This is a genomic window from Pseudomonas sp. RIT-PI-q (genome assembly GCF_001297125.1).
Classification (GTDB): Bacteria; Pseudomonadota; Gammaproteobacteria; order Pseudomonadales; family Pseudomonadaceae; genus Aquipseudomonas.
In genome coordinates this window covers 196,286-214,731 of the sequence record NZ_LHPC01000054.1, presented here as the reverse complement: position 1 = coordinate 214,731, position 18,446 = coordinate 196,286, and the positions used below count along the sequence as shown (strand labels likewise).

The 18,446-nt window shown below is 60.8% G+C and carries 18 protein-coding genes; 15 read left to right on the top strand and 3 right to left on the bottom strand.

The window, feature by feature from the left end; translation table 11 throughout:
- Positions 1-964 precede the first annotated feature (964 nt).
- The 13 genes from AEQ67_RS29140 (at position 965) to AEQ67_RS29080 (ending at position 12,396) form a co-directional block, all read left to right on the top strand.
- A complete protein-coding gene (locus tag AEQ67_RS29140; RefSeq protein WP_236710419.1) occupies positions 965-1,882 on the top strand; it encodes a transporter in 918 nt (305 codons plus the stop codon).
- Between the two features lie 67 nt (positions 1,883-1,949).
- Positions 1,950-3,677 carry an FAD-dependent oxidoreductase gene (locus tag AEQ67_RS29135; RefSeq protein ID WP_059407217.1) on the top strand — a complete coding sequence of 576 codons (1,728 nt, stop codon included), beginning with the start codon at positions 1,950-1,952 and terminating at the stop codon, positions 3,675-3,677.
- Between the two features lie 37 nt (positions 3,678-3,714).
- Positions 3,715-4,104: a c-type cytochrome gene (locus AEQ67_RS29130; protein WP_082377988.1), complete on the top strand. Its 390-nt coding sequence runs from the start codon at positions 3,715-3,717 to the stop codon at positions 4,102-4,104.
- A 142-nt stretch (positions 4,105-4,246) separates the two neighbouring features.
- Complete coding sequence (locus AEQ67_RS29125; protein ID WP_059407216.1) at positions 4,247-4,708, top strand: nuclear transport factor 2 family protein; 462 nt, start codon at positions 4,247-4,249, stop codon at positions 4,706-4,708.
- A 289-nt stretch (positions 4,709-4,997) separates the two neighbouring features.
- Complete coding sequence (locus tag AEQ67_RS29120) at positions 4,998-5,927, top strand: LysR family transcriptional regulator (protein WP_059407215.1); 930 nt, start codon at positions 4,998-5,000, stop codon at positions 5,925-5,927.
- Positions 5,928-6,154: 227 nt separating this feature from the next.
- Positions 6,155-6,649: a hypothetical protein gene (locus AEQ67_RS29115; RefSeq protein WP_059407224.1), complete on the top strand. Its 495-nt coding sequence runs from the start codon at positions 6,155-6,157 to the stop codon at positions 6,647-6,649.
- 44 nt (positions 6,650-6,693) lie between these two features.
- Entirely contained in the window at positions 6,694-7,713 is a 1,020-nt protein-coding gene (locus AEQ67_RS29110; protein ID WP_059407214.1) for a hydroxyquinol 1,2-dioxygenase, read from the top strand.
- Between the two features lie 92 nt (positions 7,714-7,805).
- Positions 7,806-9,269 (top strand): aldehyde dehydrogenase family protein, encoded by a 1,464-nt coding sequence (locus AEQ67_RS29105; RefSeq protein WP_059407213.1) that lies wholly within the window; start codon positions 7,806-7,808, stop codon positions 9,267-9,269.
- 8 nt (positions 9,270-9,277) lie between these two features.
- Positions 9,278-10,345, top strand: coding sequence for a maleylacetate reductase (locus AEQ67_RS29100; RefSeq protein WP_059407212.1), 1,068 nt, complete (start codon positions 9,278-9,280; stop codon positions 10,343-10,345).
- A 24-nt stretch (positions 10,346-10,369) separates the two neighbouring features.
- Positions 10,370-11,242, top strand: coding sequence for a dioxygenase family protein (locus AEQ67_RS29095; RefSeq protein ID WP_059407211.1), 873 nt, complete (start codon positions 10,370-10,372; stop codon positions 11,240-11,242).
- Positions 11,243-11,245: 3 nt separating this feature from the next.
- A complete protein-coding gene (locus tag AEQ67_RS29090) occupies positions 11,246-11,557 on the top strand; it encodes a YciI family protein (protein WP_059407210.1) in 312 nt (103 codons plus the stop codon).
- A 2-nt stretch (positions 11,558-11,559) separates the two neighbouring features.
- On the top strand, positions 11,560-11,895 hold the full coding sequence (locus AEQ67_RS29085; RefSeq protein ID WP_059407209.1) for a Rieske (2Fe-2S) protein: 336 nt from the start codon (positions 11,560-11,562) through the stop codon (positions 11,893-11,895).
- 45 nt (positions 11,896-11,940) lie between these two features.
- Positions 11,941-12,396, top strand: a complete 456-nt coding sequence (locus tag AEQ67_RS29080; RefSeq protein ID WP_059407208.1) for a YMGG-like glycine zipper-containing protein — start codon at positions 11,941-11,943, stop codon at positions 12,394-12,396.
- Between the two features lie 594 nt (positions 12,397-12,990).
- Here the strand turns inward: AEQ67_RS29080 and AEQ67_RS29075 are convergent.
- Genes AEQ67_RS29075 through AEQ67_RS29065 form a run of 3 tightly spaced genes read right to left on the bottom strand, consistent with a single transcriptional unit; the run spans position 12,991 to position 16,676 of the window.
- A complete protein-coding gene (locus AEQ67_RS29075; protein WP_059407207.1) occupies positions 12,991-14,013 on the bottom strand; it encodes a DUF2955 domain-containing protein in 1,023 nt (340 codons plus the stop codon).
- On the bottom strand, positions 14,003-15,142 hold the full coding sequence (locus AEQ67_RS29070) for an HlyD family secretion protein (RefSeq protein WP_059407206.1): 1,140 nt from the start codon (positions 15,140-15,142) through the stop codon (positions 14,003-14,005). The genes AEQ67_RS29075 and AEQ67_RS29070 overlap by 11 nt, the downstream gene beginning before the upstream one ends.
- Positions 15,135-16,676, bottom strand: coding sequence for an efflux transporter outer membrane subunit (locus tag AEQ67_RS29065; protein ID WP_059407205.1), 1,542 nt, complete (start codon positions 16,674-16,676; stop codon positions 15,135-15,137). Before AEQ67_RS29065 ends, AEQ67_RS29070 begins: the two co-directional genes overlap by 8 nt.
- A gap of 205 nt (positions 16,677-16,881) precedes the next feature.
- On the opposite strand from AEQ67_RS29065, the gene AEQ67_RS29060 reads away from it, so the two are divergent.
- Both AEQ67_RS29060 and ppk2 read left to right on the top strand, forming a co-directional pair.
- Complete coding sequence (locus AEQ67_RS29060; RefSeq protein WP_059407204.1) at positions 16,882-17,544, top strand: hypothetical protein; 663 nt, start codon at positions 16,882-16,884, stop codon at positions 17,542-17,544.
- 61 nt (positions 17,545-17,605) lie between these two features.
- Positions 17,606-18,427, top strand: a complete 822-nt coding sequence (gene ppk2 / locus AEQ67_RS29055) for a polyphosphate kinase 2 (RefSeq protein WP_059407223.1) — start codon at positions 17,606-17,608, stop codon at positions 18,425-18,427.
- Positions 18,428-18,446: the final 19 nt, after the last annotated feature.

Here is an 18,446-nt window from a genome sequence, read left to right as displayed (position 1 = left end):
GTAAAGCATTACTAGCGGCCTTGAGAACGGACTGGAGCTACGAAGAACGCTTTAGGAGCAATCAGCCAGCCAAACATCGTCGGCGCTACGCGTCGACGATGTTGGAATCAGTTTTTGCACACTCTGGAGCCTGCGAGGCTGCGTTCGGCTGCGCAGCAGTCGTAAAACCATACAACGCGGTGTGTCAGACAAACCGCGTCTACCGGATTTACGAGGACTGCGTCCTCGAACGCAGGCTTCGCCAGCTGCTACAGGTCGCGCTCCGACTGTTTAATGCTGCACGCCAACGCACGCCCTGTAGCAGCTGTCGAGCCTGCGAGGCTGCGTTCGGCTGCGAAGCAGTCGTAAAACCATCCAGCGCGGTGTGTCAGACAAACCGCGTCTACCGGATTTATGAGGACTGCGTCCTCGAACGCAGGCTTCGCCAGCTGCTACAGGTCGCGCTCCGACTGTTTAACGCTGCACGCCAACGCATTCCCTGTAGCAGCTGTCGAGCCTGCGAGGCTGCGTTCGGCTGCGCAGCAGTCGTAAAACTATACAACGCGGTGTCTCAGACAAACCGCGTCTACCGGATTTACGAGGACTGCGTCCTCGAACGCAGGCTTCGCCAGCTGCTACAGGTCGCGCTCCGACTGATTAACGCTGCACGCCAACGCACTCCCTGTAGCAGCTGTCGAGCCTGCGAGGCTGCGTTCGGCTGCGCAGCAGTCGTAAAACCATAAAACGCAGTGTCTCAGACAAACCGCGTTGACAGGGTTTGCGAGGACTTCGTCCTCGAACGCAGCCTCGCAGGCTCGACAGCTGCTACGGGTAGCGGTGCGCCAAGACTGTTTGCAATTCACGAACACAGAAGTCGCTGACATTGCAATTGTTGGCCGCTACCCCTGCGCCTATCGTCGCTGCGTAATGACAACGCCAGTCATTGAACGCAGCGCACAACAATAACAATAACTGGAGAACATCGATGAGAGCTGGATTCAGCCCCGCGATCCATATGGCAGGCCTTGGGCTCTGTGTTTTAGCTGCGTCCTTGTGTCCAACCGGGCAGGCGCAGGCGTCGGGCATTCCGTTTGCCAGCAACCGGCCGCAAAGTTTCCAATTCAGTTCGGACTTCACCGAGCCCTATAACTCGGTCGGCCAGGAATTCGAATACAACAACGACCGTAAACGCTTTGACGATCACGGCAACAAGGTCGCCGGCAGCAACACCGAGACCTACGTTGGCCTGACGTCGCTGCTGCACTACTGGAAGATGGACGGGCTGCCCAATACCGGTTTCATCGCCAGCATCACCCTCCCGGAAATCGCCGTTCGCGGTAACGGCACGCGGGTCAGTGGGCTAGGCGATCCTCTGGTCGGCGGCCTGGTCTGGTACAACCCGACACCGCTGCGCACCATTGGCATGCAAGCCTACGTGCAACTGCCGACCGGTGCCGATTCGGTCAGCAGCGACACCTACGCCTTGTGGCCGTCGCTGTTCTACAACGAATGGCTGGGCAAGGTGAACATCGACCTGCTGGTCGGCGCGATCATTCGCGGCAAAGGCCCGCACGACACTGAACCCGGCGACACCGGCCACGCCAACCTGCGCCTGGGCTACAACATCGTCGATCGGCCGACGTACCAGATCACGCCCTTCGTCAGCGCCGATTACCAGAAAACCTTCAGCTCCGATGATCGCGACAACAACAGCATCGCGTTCTCTGAATCCAACGAAACCGCGCTCGGCGCCGGTGTGCTGTTTCAGCTCAAGCCCGGCGTGCAGAAAGTGTTCAACCAGAAAATGTGGGATCAAGTGTCCATCCACTATTCCAAAGGCGTGGAAGGACGCAACACCACGGTCACGGACGGCTTGTTTGTGCAGCTCTGGCATTACTGGTGAGTGATCGACGCCTGCCTGCGTCCTGTGATTTGCCTGTGTGGCCGCTACTGTTTCCGGAGAATAAAAAATGAGTGAAGAAACGCAAAAACTTGCCCTGTCACGCCGCAGTTTTATCAAGGCCGGCGCTGCCGGTACTGCGGTCGCCGCGCTGTCGGGTGTGACAGGACGGGCGATGGCCAGTGACGAACTGCCTTTCGATAGCGAGCACGACATTGTTGTGGTCGGCGGTGGAGGCAGTGGTTTGCCGACCGCATTGTTCTCGCGCTGGTTGGGCAATGACGTGGTGATCCTGGAAAAAGCCGGCAGCCCTGGCGGCACCGCGGCCAAAGCGGCGTTCTGGTACTGGGTGCCGAACAACAAGCCGATGCGCGACGCCGGCCTGGTCGATGAAAAAGCCGACTACCTGCGCTATGTCGCCCGCCTGACACGCCCGCAATCCTTCGATGCCTCGTTGCCCAAACTCGGTCTGTCGGACTGGGAATACGAAATGTGCGAAGCCATCTACGACAGCGCGTCGCCCGCCGCCGAACTGTTGGCCGAACGCGATGCGCTGCCTTATCGGCATTGCCCGGACGTGCCGGACTACTGGGCTGAACTGTCCGAAGACAAAGCCAAGAAAGGTCGGGTATTGGTGCCCAAGGACGCCCGACCGAGCATGTCGGACGGTGGTCGTGTGGCGATCCGCACGCTGACGGCAGCCGCCAAGCGTGACGGTGTGCAGATCCGCACCGGCGAGCGCGTGGTCAAAGTCATCCTCAACAGCAAGGGCGAAGCGGTCGGCGTCGAAGTCGAAACCGAAGAGGGCACGCGTCAACGGGTCAAGGCGCGCAAAGCGGTGATTTTCGCCACCGGCGGTTTTACTCACGACCCGGAACTGCGCCGCAACTTTCTTAACGCCCCGGTGTACGGCGGCTGCGCAGCCCTGACCAATGAAGGGGATTTCATCCGTATCTCCAGCGACCTGGGCGTGCAATTGCGCAACATGAACTATGCGTGGTCGTGCCCGATCCTGCTGGAAAAGGCCTTGTCCAAGGACGGTTCGATGTCCGGCATCTTCACCATGAACGGCGATTCGATGCTGATGGTGAACAAGTACGGCAAGCGCGTCGTCAACGAAAAAACCGTCTACAACGAACTGGTTCCGACCTTCTTCCAGTGGGATGGCGCGAAAGCGGAATACCCGAACCTGGTGATGTTTTCGATCTGGGACCAACGCGCCCAGGACTATTGCAGCAGCGACGAATACGGTTCGCCGATCGTGCCCAAGGGCGGCAACGACCGCCATGTGGTGCGTGGCGAAACCCTAGAAGAACTGGCCACCAACATTGCGGCCCGCCTCGATAAACATGCCGCCGACATTGGTGGGATGAAGCTCAGCGCGGATTTCAATCTCAACCTGAAGGCCACGCTCAAGCGTTTCAACGACCTGGCGAAGAAGGGCAAGGACCTCGACTTTCAGCGCGGCGAGCTGGTGATTCAGGGTGTGTTCACCGGACCGGTCAAACCCGACCGCACCGGCAACCTGACGATGTACCCGTTGGCCGCGAAAGGCCCGTACTACGCGGCGTTGATCACTGGCGGCAACCTGGACACCAAGGGCGGGCCGAAAACCAACTCGGTCGGCCAGGTGCTGAACAATGCCAACGCGCCGATCCCTGGGCTGTACGGCGTTGGCAACTGCGTGGCGTCGGCCTCCGGTCGCGCCTATTGGGCGGGCGGTTCGACGCTGGGCCCGATCATCGCCTTCGCCTATCGCGCGGCGAACCAGGCGCATACCGAACCGAGCCGAAGCTGAACCAAGCCCATCAGCGTGATTGCATGAGAACACCACTATGACGCACTTCCTCCTACGCGCCCCGGCACTGTTGATGCTGACGGCAAGCATTGGCCTGGTGGGCAGCGCTCAGGCTGACGACCTGGAAATCGCGCAGAAACTGGCGACCAACCATTGCGCGGTCTGCCACACCTTCGACAAGGGCGGACCGCCGGGGCAGGGGCCGAACCTGTTCGGGCTGATCGGGCGCAAGGCCGCCAGCGAGACGAACTTCACCTACAGCGACGGCTACAGCAAAGCCATGTCCGGCAAGGTCTGGGATGAACAAATGCTCGACGCCTGGCTGACCGATGCCCAGACCGTCGCGCCGGGCAGTGCCATGGTGTATTCCCAGGACGACCCGGCCAAACGGCAGAAAATCATCACCTACATCAAGTCGCTGCAATAAGCCCGGCGCTTGCCCTGTAGGAGCTGCCGCAGGCTGCGATCTTTTGATCTCGCGAAGATCAGGATCAAAAGATCGCAGCCTGCGGCAGCTCCTACAGGAGTTTGTACTGTGTTCCCATTCTGAAACTACTCTGGAGACCGCCATGATCAGCACCCTGACAATGACCGACGAGCAACGCAAATCCATCGCCCTGGAATACCTCAGGGCCTTCGACAACGGCGGTATCACCTCCACCGGCGGCAGCATTCTCGACCTGTTTGCCGACGACGCGCAGGTGCTGTTTCCAAAGTGGGGACTGGCCACCGGCCGCGAGCAGATCGGCCAGATGTTCGGCGACCTGGGCAGCCGCTTGAAGTCGATTACCCACGACTATGCGCACTTCAACTGGATCCTCACCGGCACCGACACGCTGGTCTGTGAAGGCACCAGTTTCGGCGAACACGTCGACGGCCACTGGCGCGCAGGCGTACCGACACCAGCCAGCGCCGGTTACTGGGCCGACGTGTTCGAAATTCGCGACTTCAAGATCCAGCGCTGCTTCATCTATCTGGACCCTGATTACGGCAACAAGGACACGGCGCGCTATCCTTGGTTGAATCGCTGATTATCAGTGGGCGGGCGCTGGAGTACGAGGTGCCGACAGGCTAACCTCGTTGTACCTATAAGAACAAAAACACCCAGAGAGCCAGCCATTCAAGCCGTCACGCAATCCATGTAGCAGCTGGCGAAGCCTGCGTTCGGCTGCGTAGCAGTCGTAAAACCTGTGCACGCGATCTAACTGATGGACCGCTGTGTCTGGATTCACGACTGCTGCGCAGCCGAACACAGGCTCGACAGCTGCTACAGAGGGAGCGTGACGACGACTGACTGGCACTCTCCAGAGAGCCGGCCCCATGGATCGTTTACTCAGTGTCGAAGCCTTCGTGCGAGTGGCCGAAACCGGCAACTTCGCCAAGGCCGCCCAGCAATTGGGCGTGACCCGCTCGGTGATCACTCACCGCATTCAACAATTGGAGCAGTTCATCAACGCGCCGCTGTTCCATCGCAGCACACGGCATGTGCGGCTCTCCGAAGTGGGGGAGACGTACTACAAGGAATGCGCAGACATGGTCGCGAGTTTCAACTCGCTGACCGAACACATGCGCGAGTTGCGCGCCAAACCCACCGGCAAACTGCGGGTGCAGATGCTGCCAGGTTTTGCCATCGGCCACTTCGGCCGGATGCTCGCTGAATTCACGCGGCTGTACCCGGACATTGAGGTCGACGTCATCGTCAATGACCGGGTGGTGGACCCGATCGAAGAGGGCTTCGATGTGGCGTTCCAGATGTTCCCGCCGATGGCCGAAACCCTGATCGAGCGCAAGCTGTTCAGCGTGCGCCGATTGTTCTGCATGTCACCCGATTACGCCGCCGAGTTCGGTGTGCCGACGCACCCGCAGGAACTGCTGCAACACAAAATTGCCCTGTACGAGGGCTATCCGTCACGCAACCGCTGGATCTTCACCGGCGCGGACGAGCAGGTGGAGCTGAGCCTCCCGGGCCAGGTGCGCTCCAACTCGGTGCATTTGTTGCGCGACTACGCCTCGACCGGGGTGTGCATTGTCTGTTTGCCGACACTGGTGGCCAGCGACGACCTGCTCGCCGGCCGGCTGATTCCGGTGTTGCCCGAGTATGCGCTGTCGTCCTTCAACTTCTCTGCGGTGTACCCCGCGACCCAGCGCCGAGCCTTGAAGGTGCGCACGCTGATCGATTTCCTGGTGGAAAACTTCGGCGACGAACCCTGCTGGGACAAACCCCTGCTGGAGCGCGGCTGGATTCGCTGACCCAACGCAGCCCCCCTGTAGGAGCGAGCTTGCTCGCGAAAAAGGTACAGACGACGCCACTCGGCGCCTGGAATACCATCGCGAGCAAGCTCGCTCCTACAAGGATTGAGGTGACCCCTGTGTTTGCGTTTCGCAAACACTGTTGTCGCCGGTCCTCTAATTGTCCCCGGAGCAGCTGCGACGTACTGTTGACTCACTGTTACTACAACAACAAAACGGTGAAAACCATGAGTAGCGCGGCAATCGAAACGGTCTTCGGCTCGCTGGACAACTACAGCAAAGGGTCGGTTGAAATCATCAGCGGCCAGGCCAGCCATTACGCCTTTTCGAATATTTTCGAAGTGGCGGACAAATCCCTTCCTTATGAAAAAGTCGTGGTCGGCCTCAACCTCGGCTACGTCATTGAAACCCTGCGCGCCGAAGGTCAATCGCCTTGGTACACCGCAGCGCACGACGAATTCGCCATCGTCATGGACGGTGAAGTGCGGGTGGATTTCCTCAAGCTCGACGCCCCATTGCAAGACGGCGAGGGCACTCGCCTGGCCGGTGAAGTGCCAGCGGGAAAACCGATGGGCTATGTGCTGCTCAAGCGCGGCCACCAATGCCTGTTGCCGGTCGGCACCGCGTATCGATTCGAGGCCAGCCGCCCGGGCGTGATCCTGCAGCAGACCATCAAAGGACCGTTGTCGGTCGAGAAGTGGGCAGACATCTGCTTCAAGTGATCTGAACCTTCCCATCCAACAAAATCAACAAAAGGAACCCCGTCATGGCCATGCTTGAAAACGCTGCCGATACCACCTCCTTTGCCGACGACGAAGTCCAGGCCAGCGCACCCCATGCCGTTACCGGCTATTGCTCTTTCAAACTCGGCGCATTCGAACTGTCGCGCGACGAGTATTTTGCCCGCATCACCTGGCCGGCCAAAGGTCAGACCCGCTCGCACTTGATTCCGGTCGACGCCTTTTTGCGCGCCATGATGCGCGACGTCGCCTGGGGCTTTTTCTACGGCTGGGTCAACTTCGACCAGGTCATCGGCACCCGCAATTACTACGGCAAAGCCGACCTGTATGCCGGCACCTTCCATGGCCCGCTCAAGGCCGCAGGCGTCAACTACACCGAGAACTTTGAGACGCCGCTGATCATGGCGACCTTCAAAGCCATCCTGCGCGACTGGACCAACGCCACGTTTGACCCGTTCGCGGCACCGGAAGAAACCGGTACGGCATTCGGTCGCAAGAACGGCTACAACATCGAAGCCATCGAGCGGTTCCGCATCGCCACCAAACGCATGCCGGGCCTGCCGGATGATTCACCACTGCGTAATGATTTGCCGGTCAATCGCCAGTTCATCGACGTTGATCAGGATGAGCCGGAAGTTCACGCCGCTGAAGGTTTCGAAGGTGAGTTGCATGCCTTCAGCCTGTTCAAGTACCTATCGCGCTCCGACGTGACCTGGAACCCGTCGGTGACCTCGGTGTGCAAGGCCAGCCTGTTCTGCCCGACCACTGAAGAATTCATCCTGCCGGTGTTCCATGGCAATGACCGGGTCGAGTGGTTCTTGCAGATGTCCGATGAAATCATCTGGGACGTCGGCGACAAGGACGACGGCAACCCGCGCGCCCGCATCACCATGCGTGCCGGCGACATCTGCGCCATGCCAGCGGACATCCGTCACCAGGGTTATTCGACCAAGCGCTCGATGCTGCTGGTGTGGGAAAACGCCACGCCAAACCTGCCGCAACGCTACGAAAGCGGCGAACTCAAGCCGTATCCGATCGAGTTCTAAGACCTTTGTCTTGCCCGGCGTCGCGCCGGGCCATGCTCGCCAGAATCAAGTCGTCAGACACTGCGCCATGGGCGCGGTGAGAGGGAAATATTATGCAAAATCAGCTCTATATCGATGGCCGGTTCGTTGACGCGGTCGCCGGCGGCACCATTGACGTCGTGTCGCCCCACGACGGTTCGTTGATCACCCGGGTCGCCGCTGCCGAAGCCGCGGACATCGAGCTTGCTGTGGCTGCTGCCAAACGTGCGTTCCCGGCCTGGTCTGCACTGGGCGCTGCCGAACGCGGACGCCTGTTGCTCAAACTGGCGGACAAGATCGAAGAGTGCGGCGAAGAGCTGGCGCAACTCGAATCCCTGAACACCGGCCACCCGATTCGCGATTCCCGTGGCCTTGACGTTCCGCGCACGGCCGCCTGTTTCCGCTATTTCGGCGGCATGGCGGACAAGATCGAAGGCTCGGTGATTCCGGTCGAAGCCGGGTTCCTCAATTACGTACAACGCAAGCCGATCGGCGTGGTCGGGCAGATCGTGCCGTGGAACTTCCCGTTGATGTTCACCAGCTGGAAAATGGGCCCGGCGCTGGCGGCGGGTAACACCATTGTGATCAAGCCGTCGGAAATCACGCCGCTGTCAACCTTGCGCATTGTCGAGCTGATGACTGAAGTCGGCTTCCCCAAAGGTGTGGTCAACGTGGTGCCGGGTTACGGCCACACCGCTGGGCAAGCGCTGGCGGAACACCTCGACGTCGGCAAGATTGCCTTCACCGGTTCGACGGCGACCGGCCGCCGGATCGTTGAAGCGTCGAAAGGCAACCTCAAGCGCATCCAGCTGGAACTGGGCGGGAAGGGCGCGAACATTGTGTTCGAAGACGCCAATCTGGAAGCGGCGGTCAACGGTTCGGCCTGGGCGATCTTCCACAACCAGGGCCAGGCCTGCATCGCCGGTTCGCGTTTGATTCTGCATAAAGACATTGCTGACCGCTTCCTCGAACGTTTCATCGCACTGGCCAAATCGATTCGCCTGGGCGATCCGCTGGACCCCGAGACCGAAATGGGCCCGCTGACCTCGGCACTGCACCGCGACCGCGTGCTGGCCTATATCGATATCGCCATCGAGCAGGGCGGCAAGATCCTCGCGGGCGGCAAAGCCCCGGATGATCTGAGATTGGCCGATGGTTTTTATGTCGAGCCGACCATTGTCGAAGCGTCGCCCGAAGACCGTGTGTGCCAGGAAGAAGTCTTCGGCCCGTTCGTCACCGTGGTGCGTTTCAGCACTGACGAAGAAGCCTTGGCCATCGCCAATAGTTCGGAATACGGACTCGGCAGCGGCCTGTGGACGCAGAACCTGGCCCGTGCGCACAAAATGGCCGACGCCATTCACGCCGGGATGTGCTGGGTCAATTGCTACAAACGCGTCAGCCCTGGCAGCCCGTTTGGTGGCGTTGGCCAGTCGGGTTATGGCCGTGAGATGGGTTTTGAAGCGATCCACGATTACACCGAAGCCCGCTCGGTGTGGGTCAACGTCGACGCGAAAATTCCGCCGCACTTCAAACGCTGAGGCCTGCCATGAATCCTTTTGTCTACCAAAGCCTGCCGACCCGTGTGGTGTTCGGCTGGGGCAAGCTCTCGGCGCTGGCTGAAGAGATCGAGCGCCTGGGCGCCAGACGCGCGCTGATTCTTACCACGCCGGAACAGCAGGGGTTGGGCGAACGGGTCGCGGCGTTGCTCGGTGAGCGTGCGGCGGGCGTCTATCCGAAAGCGGTGATGCATGTGCCGCTGGAAGTGGCGCAAGCGGCGCGCATTGAAGCGGCGCGTCTGGATGCCGATTGCTGCGTGGCGATTGGCGGTGGTTCGACCATTGGCCTGGGCAAGGCAATTGCCATGGACTCGGGGTTGCCGATCGTGGCGATTCCGACGACCTACGCGGGTTCGGAAATGACTCCGATCTACGGCCTGACCGAAAACCGCCTGAAGAAAACCGGGCGCGATCCGAAGGTTTTACCGAAGACCGTGATCTACGATCCACAATTGACCCTGACCTTGCCGGCGCAGATTTCCGCCTGCTCGGGGATGAACGCCATGGCCCATGCGGTTGAAGCGTTGTACGCCGAGGACGCCAACCCGATCATCGGTTTCATGGCCGAAGAGTCGATTCGCTCACTGGCACTGGCACTGCCGGGCGTGGTCAATGATCCCAATGACCCTGAAGCACGCAGTCAGGCCTTGTACGGCGCGTGGCTGGCGGGTATTTGCCTGGGTTCGGTCGGCATGGCGTTGCACCACAAGCTTTGCCACACCCTGGGCGGTACGTTCAATTTGCCGCACGCCCAGGCGCACGCAATCGTCCTGCCCCACGCCGCGCATTACAATCGTGAAGCGGCGGCGGGGCCACTGCAACGGGCCGCCCGCGCCTTGGGTGGTAGCGAGGCGAGCGAGGTCGGCGGCTTGTTGTACGCGCTGAACCAGAAGCTGGGTATTCCCCTGGCGCTGGCTGACATCGGCTTGCCGGAAAACGGGCCGGCCGACGCTGCGCAGATCGCCTGTGCCAGTCCTTATTACAACCCACGGCCGTTTGAACAAGGCCCGATCGAAGCGCTGTTGACCCGTGCCTTGAAAGGCCTGGCACCCGCCTGATCCATCCCCGTCGGAACAATAACAATGACCGATCAAGACAAAGCCACAGAAAAACTGATCTCCGAGAACGCGGTGAACAGTTTCAAAGACGCGCCCAACGCGCGTTACAAACAGATCATGCAAAGCCTGGTGCGTCACCTGCATGCGTTTGTCAGCGACGTCGAACTGACCGAGCAGGAGTGGTTTGAAGGCATCCGTTTTCTCACCGACACCGGCCACACGTGCGACGGTCTGGTGCGCCAGGAATTCATCCTGCTGTCGGACACCCTGGGCGTGTCGATGCTGGTCGATGCGATCAACCATCGGCACAGTGCGAACGCCACTGACACCACGGTGTTTGGGCCGTTCTACATCGAAGGCATGCCGGAGCGTGAGTTCGGCGAAAACATGGCGTTCACCGCCGGCGAGCCAGCGCTGGTGCGCGGGCGTGTGGTCGACACCCACGGCAATCCGCTGGCCGGCGCGGTGCTGGACGTCTGGCAGACCGCCGAAAACGGCATGTATTCAGGCCAGGACACTGCACAACCGTTCGGTAATCTGCGCGGTCGCTATCGCACGGATGACAATGGCTATTTTGCGATTCGCACGATTGTCCCGGTGTGCTATCCGATCCCCACCGATGGCCCGGTCGGGCGCATGCTGAATGCCGCCAACCGTCACCCGTGGCGGCCTGCACACCTACATTTCATGATCGATGTGCCGGGCTATCGCAAACTGGTCACGCACCTGTTCAATCACGATGATCCGTACCTGGAGTCCGATGCGGTGTTTGGCGTAAAACAGTCATTGCAGGTGATCTATGAAGACCGGATCACCCACGACGATTTGTCCGCCGACCTGGGTATCGACTTGCCGTTCAAGCGTGCGTGTTACGAATTCGTCATGGAAACCGAATGAATCATGGGACAGTTTTTTGCGGTATTCGCCACTGACCACCCGGACTCGCTGGCCTTGCGTCAACGTTTGCGGCCCAGTCATCAAGCCCATTTGCGCGCGAACGAGCGGCACCGGGTGATCGTCCGCCTCGGCGGCCCAACCCTCGATGATGCCGGCGCGGCGATGAATGGCACGTTGTTGGTGATCGAAGCGGGCAGCCTGCCGGAGGTGGAAGCGTTCATTCAGGACGACCCGTATGTTCAGGCCGGACTGTTTGCCAGCATCCAGATCCGCCCTTGGCACTGGAGCCTTGGCAACCCGGAATTGCGCGGCTGATCATGACCACTATCACCTTATGCCAACGGGATGACATCACCGACGGCGGCGCCCTGGGTCTGCCCGAACACCAGCAGCTGCATCCCGCCGGGCTGATTGCGGTGCGTCAAGGCGAGCAGGTCTGGGTCTACATCAACCGTTGTCCGCACTTTTCGGTGCCGCTGGACTATCGACCGCAAGAGTTCTGCACCTATCGCGGCAAGATCCTGATGTGCGCTCATCACAGCGCGATGTTCCGTTTCGAAGACGGGCACTGCATCGACGGGCCGTGCAAGGGGGCGCAACTGGAGCCGGTGCCGGTGCGTTGGGTCGAAGACCAATTAGTGATGGAGGTGTGATCTACACTCTTTGATGGTGAGAACCATGCTCATCAGGAGGTCATCATGAAAAGGTTGTCGCCCATCAGCCTGTGCGTCGCATTGTCGGTTTTCAGTGTCCAGGGGTGGGCTGAAACGGTGGTGCCGATGAAAGGGCAGAGTTCGCAACAAACCCAAACGGACATCACCGATTGCCACAACATCGCGGCCAGTCAGAGTGCTTCGGCGGCACCGCCGCCTTCCGGTGGAAGACTCAAGGGCGCCGCTGTGGGCGCTGCCGCCGGTGCGGCGGGGGCTCAGGTGCGCGGGCGTCAGCATGACGAGTTTTATGATCGCGTCGATGACGACACCAAGCAGGACTATCGCCAGAATCGCGCCAAAGAGACCGCCGCTGCGGGCGCGGTGGTGGGCGGCTCACGCCAGCGACAGGAGCGCCGTGCACAGCAGAAAACCACCGCCGCGACCACTTCAACGGCCTATACCAGTTGCCTGCAAGGGAAGGGGTATCAGGTCAACCCCTGAACTCTCCCGGACACATCTGACCTGTAGGAGCAAGGCTTGCCCGCGAAGGCGTCCACAAGATCGCCTTCGCGGGCAAGCCTCGCTCCTACGAAAAGCGGTCCGAGCAAGTGAACCATCCGAACGGCATACCGCGTGCCTCTCCCGGAAACCCCGGACCTTGTAGGAGCGAGGATTGCCCGCGAAGGCGTCCGCAAGATCGCCTTCGCGGGCAAGCCTTGCGCCTACGAAAAGCGGTCCGAGCAGGCGAACCATCCGGACGGCACACCGCGTGCCTCTCCCGGAAACCCCGGACCTTGTAGGAGCGAGGCTTGCCCGCGAAGGCGTCCGCAAGATCGCCTTCGCGGGCAAGCCTTGCTCCTACGAAAAGCGGTCCGAGCAGGCGAACCATCCGGACGGCACACCGCGTGCCTCTCCCGCGAAGGCGCCCACAAGATCGCCTTCGCGGACAAGCCTTGCTCCTACGAAAAGCGGTCCGAGCAGGCGAACCATCCGGACGGCACACCGCGTGCCTCTCCCGGAAACCCCGAACCTTGTAGGAGCGAGGCTTGCCCGCGAAGGCGCCCACAAGATCGCCTTCGCGGGCAAGCCTTGCGCCTACGAAAAGCGGTTCTGAGCCGTACGCTGATCGAGCAGGTGAACCATCAGCACGGCATACAGCGTGACGAAGATGAACAACCCCATGCGTACCGCGAAAGCGGTGTAGACGTCTTTGCCCGCTGCGCTGTCCTGAACCGACTGGCCCAGCAGGATAATCATCGTGATCAGCGTATTGAGCCAGAATCCCGGGCTTAGCCGGGTCGGGCTCAGGGCGTACAGCTTGCGCGCCAGTATCAGGCCGAACAGCAGCATCCACAGAAAGAACATCCACAGGTGCACAAACAGACTGAGCGCGCACCAGAACAGGATCGCCAACACCCCGCCGAGCAGGGTTGAGCCAACCAGCTCGCGACCGGCGTTGCGCGCGCTGGTCGTCTCGCTTTGCTGCCCGAGGCTGACCGCTTTGAGGATGATCGGTAGATAGCTGGCCGGATCGATCAGCGCCAACAGGAAGGTGGGCAACACGATCAAGGTTGCACGTAGCGCCACCCGGCCAGTGGCTTCGGCGTGCAGGGGCGGGGCGCGCGGCGGGGTTGGGGCGTTGGCCGGTTCAGGGAAAAGCCAATGACTGATGGCCATCACCGTGACGGCGAGGAGCAACCCCTTGACCAGTGCAGCAATGACCATCGCCGCCAGGTCAAATTCGGCGACACCGGCCGAGGAAATCATGGTCAGGCCAATCACCAGAAACGTCACGACCAGGTTATTGCCGCCACTCAAGCCAAAACGGAAGGCCAGGAACAGACAGACGCCGATCAACAGCACACCGCTGACGGGGTAGTAACGCAGGATCGGGATCAACAACAGGCCGACGCCAGTGGTCAGCATCGCCACCAGCGCGAGCACCAGACTGGTTTTGAACGGCAGCGCCCGATTCAGCATGGCCAGCAGCATCAGGCACAGTACCGGCCCGAGAAACGGCAGCGGCAAGCCCAGGCCGAAGCTGGCCGCGAGGCACAGTGCGGTGCCAGTGGCCAGCCGAAGCGCGCGCTGATCCCGGGCTGTGCCTTTAATAAACATACGAGAGCCAGCTCATCAGTCCGAGAAACACCCGACCCAGCAGATTCAGCGGATTGCCCTGGCTAGGAAAGGCCATGACTTCGGCCTGCCCACCGGCACGGATGGCGCCACTGTCGCGCAGCACCTTCATGGACGCCTCGGAAAACTCGATAATCACCGGAAACCGTTGGGCCGGACGCAGCCAGTCGCGGCTGTTCTGCACACTGGGCAAGGTCCCGGGCGCGGGCGGCTGACCGACGCTGACACCGTAGCCCATGCTGCGCACGCGGCCCTCGAACACCTCTCCCGGCAGTGAATCCAGGACAATCGAAACCGGTGTATCGAGCTTGACCAGACCGAGGTTGTTCTCGGTCAGGTCCGCGCTGATCCACACATCGTGGATGGCAATCAACGTCATGACCGGGCTGCCGGCAGCGGCGAACTGTCCGGCGTCGGTACGCAGATCGGTAATCAGCCCCGCCGAACGTGCACGTATCTGTGTGTTGGACAGGTCCAGTTCGGCTTTTGACAGCGCCGTGGCGGCGCTGCGCAGCAAGGCGTTGTCTTCCTCGCTGCCACCTTCTTGCTCACGCGCCCGCTGCACTTCGGCGCGGGCCTGGGCAACCTGACTGACAGCTTGTTCACGGTTGGCGCGAGACACTTCCAGCAGGCGCACGGAAATGGTGCCAGGGTCTTCACGATACAAGCCTTCCAGACGCTGATTGTCCTGCTTCGCCTTGAGTTCATTGGCCTGGGCCGCGCGTAAATTGGCTTGCGCCGACGCGATCCCGGCGGTACTGGCCCCAATCTGGCGGCGCGTCGATTCAAGGTCTGCGCGGGCACGGGCGACGGCGATCTGATACGGCTGCGGGGCCACTTCGAACAGGACATCACCGGCCTTGACGTCCTGGTTATTGCGCACGTTGACGCGCACGACGCGGCCCGCCACTTCGGAGGCTACCGGAATGACAAAAGCGCCCACCCGCGCCTGTTGCGTATACGGCGTGTAGCGGTCAGCCAACAGATACCAGGCCAGACTCAACACGATCAGCAGCAACACCCACTTGATGCCTTTTTTCGTCGGGTCGGCCGCCGGTGCCGGGGGCTTGGAGGAGGGCGCGTCGGGGGAGGGCTGCGCGGCTTCACTCATGGTTGTCTACCTTGTCTGGAAGAGGAAAGGCTGGCAGCGCAGCGTCAGGTTCATTCAGCAGATCGCCCCAGTCGGTGCGTTTTTCCATTTGCCGGCGGGTGGCTGGATCGACGCGCGGCAAGGCGCTGTACCAACCACCACCCATGGCCCTGTACAAGGCAATCACATTGCTCACCGCGTTACTGCGGGCGATCAGGTAGTTGTCCTGTTGTTCGAGCAGCGCGCGCTGTGCATCCAGCACCCGCTGAAAATCCGAATAACCTTCCCGGTACTGAGTGTTGGCCAGCACCAGCGAACGCTTGGCCGCGACTTCGGCCTCGCGCAGGATGCGTTCGCGTTCCAGCGATTTGATCAGGCCGTTCGCCGCGTCGTCCGCCTCGCGTGCGGCCTGGCGAACCTTGTCGCGGTAGGCCTCGATCAGTTGCTGCAAACGCGCATCCTGCACACGCACGTTGTTGCTGATCTGGCCATGGTCGAACACGTTCCAGCGCAAGCTGGGGCCGCCGATCAGGTCGAGCGTCCTCGATGTGCCGTTGAGCGTGTCGGCTGACCAGACGATGCTGCCGAGCAGGCTCAGCGACGGATAGAAATCGCTTTCGGCGACACCGATCAGCGCCGACTGAGCGGCGACATTCAATTCGGCGGCACGCACGTCGGGCCGGCGCAGCAGCAAGCTGGCCGGCACATCTTGCAGCACGGCGCGGTCGACCAGCGGGATCAGCCCTTCACGTTCCAGCAGTTGCGGCAGTCCGCCGGGAGGCTGGCCGATCAATACCGCCAGGGCGTTGCGCGTGCGCTGTAACTGATCTTCAAGGTTGGGGATGGTGCTCAGCGTGCCCAGGTATTGGGTCTTGGCTTGTTGCAGGTCGAGTTCAGCATCCTGGCCGCTGTTGAACAGCTTCTCGGTGATCTCGAAGTTGCGCTGTTGCTGCTTGGCGTTCTCCCGGGCGACGCGCAAACGCGCCTCGGTGGTGCGCAATGAATAATAGGTGTCGGCCACTTGCGCCCGTAGCAGCACAAGCACGTCTTCATAGTTGGCCTGGGCGGCGAAGTAGCTGGCATCGGACGACTCGATGGCGCGGCTGAAGCGTCCCCAGAAATCCAGCTCCCAACCCACGTCAAACCCCGCACTGTACTGCCAAAAATGGCTGTCCTGCGGATTGCTCCCACCGGACTGCTTGCGGTTGAAGTACAAACTGTCGGCGCTGGCTTGCTGCAGTTGCGGGTACAGCCCGCTTTGGGCAATGCCCAGTTGGGCGCGAGCTTCCATCACGCGCAAGCCGGCAATCTTCAGGCTGGAATTATGCGCATCCGACTCGGCAATCAAGCGATCGAGCACCGGATCGGCGAACACCTGCCACCACTGGCGCAGGTCCGGGTTCATACCTCGTTGGCTGGATTGCTCGAGGGCAGGGGTGTCCCAGTGTTTGACCCACGCTTCACCCGGCGGCTGGAAATCCGGACCCAGCCGAACGCAGCCACTGAGGGCAAGCGCGCCAAGCATCAGGAATCGGCCGGATGTAGATGAATGCATTACGCATTTTCCAGTGCAGGAAGATCACAGGGAGCATAGACGCCCGAATGGGCGAGTTGAGCATTTTGAATATTCGTCCATAACGGAAGTGACAAGGTTTTTTGAAACTACAATGAAGGGGTGCTGAAAAGACCGGCCCTGAAAAAACGCTGCACGGACCGATGAACCTCGCATCACGCGGGTACGTATCCGCAAGGCAGGATGCATGCAACGCACGGGAGAACAAAAGCGCGCACGGGTGCTCGACCCCGTCGATCGGGTCACGGAAGTGATCTTCGGTCTGCTCATGGCGATGACCTTCACCGGAACGATCAGCGTGGCGACCTCAGGCCAGGAGGCGGAACGCACGATGATGATCGCCGCGCTGGGCTGCAACCTGGCCTGGGGGCTTGCAGATGCGGTGATGTATTTGTTGCGAACGCTGATTGAGCGCACCCGCAAGCGCACGCTACTCGCCACGTTGCGCGGCGGGGCGGACGCGGCCACGGGGCAGGCGCTGATTGCGCAGGCCTTACCGCCGCGTCTCTCGGCGGCGGCCGGCGCGGATGAATTGGAGTCGCTGCGTCGACGCCTGGTCGAGTTTTCTTCTGCACCGGTAGAGCCGCGCCTGGGCTGGGATGATCTCAAGGGCGCACTTGGGGTTTTCCTGTTGGTCGTGGCCTCGACATTCCCGCTCGTGGTGCCCTTCCTGTTGCTTGACCAGACAGCGCTCGCTGTTCGTATCTCTAACCTTGTCGGACTCGGGGTGCTGTTCATCGCCGGCTGGATACTTGCGCGATACGCAGGTGCAAAGCCGTGGCAAGGCGCAATTGCGCTGACAGTGACCGGTGCGGCGCTGATCACCGCAATCATCGCACTCGGTGGCTGAGGAAAAAGCCCGCAGCCGAGGGTGTTTATCTATGACGACTGACATTTGCGAGGTCCTGGTCATGGCAAAGGACAATAAAAAAGCCCTGAAGAGCAAACCGGCTGAAAGCCTGAAACTGTCGAACAAAGACTATCTTGCCCAACTCAGGAAACTGCATGTCGAACTGGTCAAGTTGCAGGAGTGGGTCAAGGACAAGGGCATCAAGATCTGTATCGTCTTCGAGGGGCGTGATGGCGCCGGTAAAGGCGGGACGATCAAGGCGCTCACCGAACGGGTGAGCCCACGGGTCTTCCGGGTGGTGGCGTTGCCGGCGCCGACCGAGCGCGAGAAAAGCCAGATGTATGTGCAGCGCTACCTGCCGCATTTGCCCGCGGCCGGGGAAGTGGTGATCTTCGATCGCAGTTGGTACAACCGTGCCGGCGTCGAACGAGTGATGGGATTCTGCAGCAAAGAGCAAGTTGCCGGTTTCCTGAAAACCGTACCCAATGTCGAGCGTGCAATCGTCGATTCGGGTGTCATCCTGCTCAAGTATTGGCTGGAAGTCAGTCCCGAGGAGCAGACTCGCCGACTAGAGGCGCGGATCAAGGATGGTCGCAAAATCTGGAAACTGACCCCAATGGACCTTAAGTCATACAGCCGCTGGTATGACTATTCGCGCGCACGTGACGACATGTTCAAGGCGAGCGACACCGAGCATGGGCCGTGGCTGGTGGCTAACTCGAATGACAAGCGGCGGGCTCGTCTCAACATCATCTCTGACTTGCTTAGCCGCATTCCGTACAAGGATGTACCTCGTGAGAAGGTGATTTTGCCTAAACGGCAGAAGCCAGGCGGCTATCGTGAACCGGAATATCCACTCAGACGAATTCCCGAAAAATTCTGACGGGGCTATTCCAGCGAAT

Coding starts and splice junctions, on each gene's coding strand:
- AEQ67_RS29140 (WP_236710419.1), top strand. CDS start 965: ATGAGAGCTGGATTCAGCCCCGCGATCCATATGGCAGGCCTTGGGCTC.
- AEQ67_RS29135 (WP_059407217.1), top strand. CDS start 1,950: ATGAGTGAAGAAACGCAAAAACTTGCCCTGTCACGCCGCAGTTTTATC.
- AEQ67_RS29130 (WP_082377988.1), top strand. CDS start 3,715: ATGACGCACTTCCTCCTACGCGCCCCGGCACTGTTGATGCTGACGGCA.
- AEQ67_RS29125 (WP_059407216.1), top strand. CDS start 4,247: ATGATCAGCACCCTGACAATGACCGACGAGCAACGCAAATCCATCGCC.
- AEQ67_RS29120 (WP_059407215.1), top strand. CDS start 4,998: ATGGATCGTTTACTCAGTGTCGAAGCCTTCGTGCGAGTGGCCGAAACC.
- AEQ67_RS29115 (WP_059407224.1), top strand. CDS start 6,155: ATGAGTAGCGCGGCAATCGAAACGGTCTTCGGCTCGCTGGACAACTAC.
- AEQ67_RS29110 (WP_059407214.1), top strand. CDS start 6,694: ATGGCCATGCTTGAAAACGCTGCCGATACCACCTCCTTTGCCGACGAC.
- AEQ67_RS29105 (WP_059407213.1), top strand. CDS start 7,806: ATGCAAAATCAGCTCTATATCGATGGCCGGTTCGTTGACGCGGTCGCC.
- AEQ67_RS29100 (WP_059407212.1), top strand. CDS start 9,278: ATGAATCCTTTTGTCTACCAAAGCCTGCCGACCCGTGTGGTGTTCGGC.
- AEQ67_RS29095 (WP_059407211.1), top strand. CDS start 10,370: ATGACCGATCAAGACAAAGCCACAGAAAAACTGATCTCCGAGAACGCG.
- AEQ67_RS29090 (WP_059407210.1), top strand. CDS start 11,246: ATGGGACAGTTTTTTGCGGTATTCGCCACTGACCACCCGGACTCGCTG.
- AEQ67_RS29085 (WP_059407209.1), top strand. CDS start 11,560: ATGACCACTATCACCTTATGCCAACGGGATGACATCACCGACGGCGGC.
- AEQ67_RS29080 (WP_059407208.1), top strand. CDS start 11,941: ATGAAAAGGTTGTCGCCCATCAGCCTGTGCGTCGCATTGTCGGTTTTC.
- AEQ67_RS29075 (WP_059407207.1), bottom strand. CDS start 14,013: ATGTTTATTAAAGGCACAGCCCGGGATCAGCGCGCGCTTCGGCTGGCC.
- AEQ67_RS29070 (WP_059407206.1), bottom strand. CDS start 15,142: ATGAGTGAAGCCGCGCAGCCCTCCCCCGACGCGCCCTCCTCCAAGCCC.
- AEQ67_RS29065 (WP_059407205.1), bottom strand. CDS start 16,676: ATGCATTCATCTACATCCGGCCGATTCCTGATGCTTGGCGCGCTTGCC.
- AEQ67_RS29060 (WP_059407204.1), top strand. CDS start 16,882: ATGCAACGCACGGGAGAACAAAAGCGCGCACGGGTGCTCGACCCCGTC.
- ppk2 (WP_059407223.1), top strand. CDS start 17,606: ATGGCAAAGGACAATAAAAAAGCCCTGAAGAGCAAACCGGCTGAAAGC.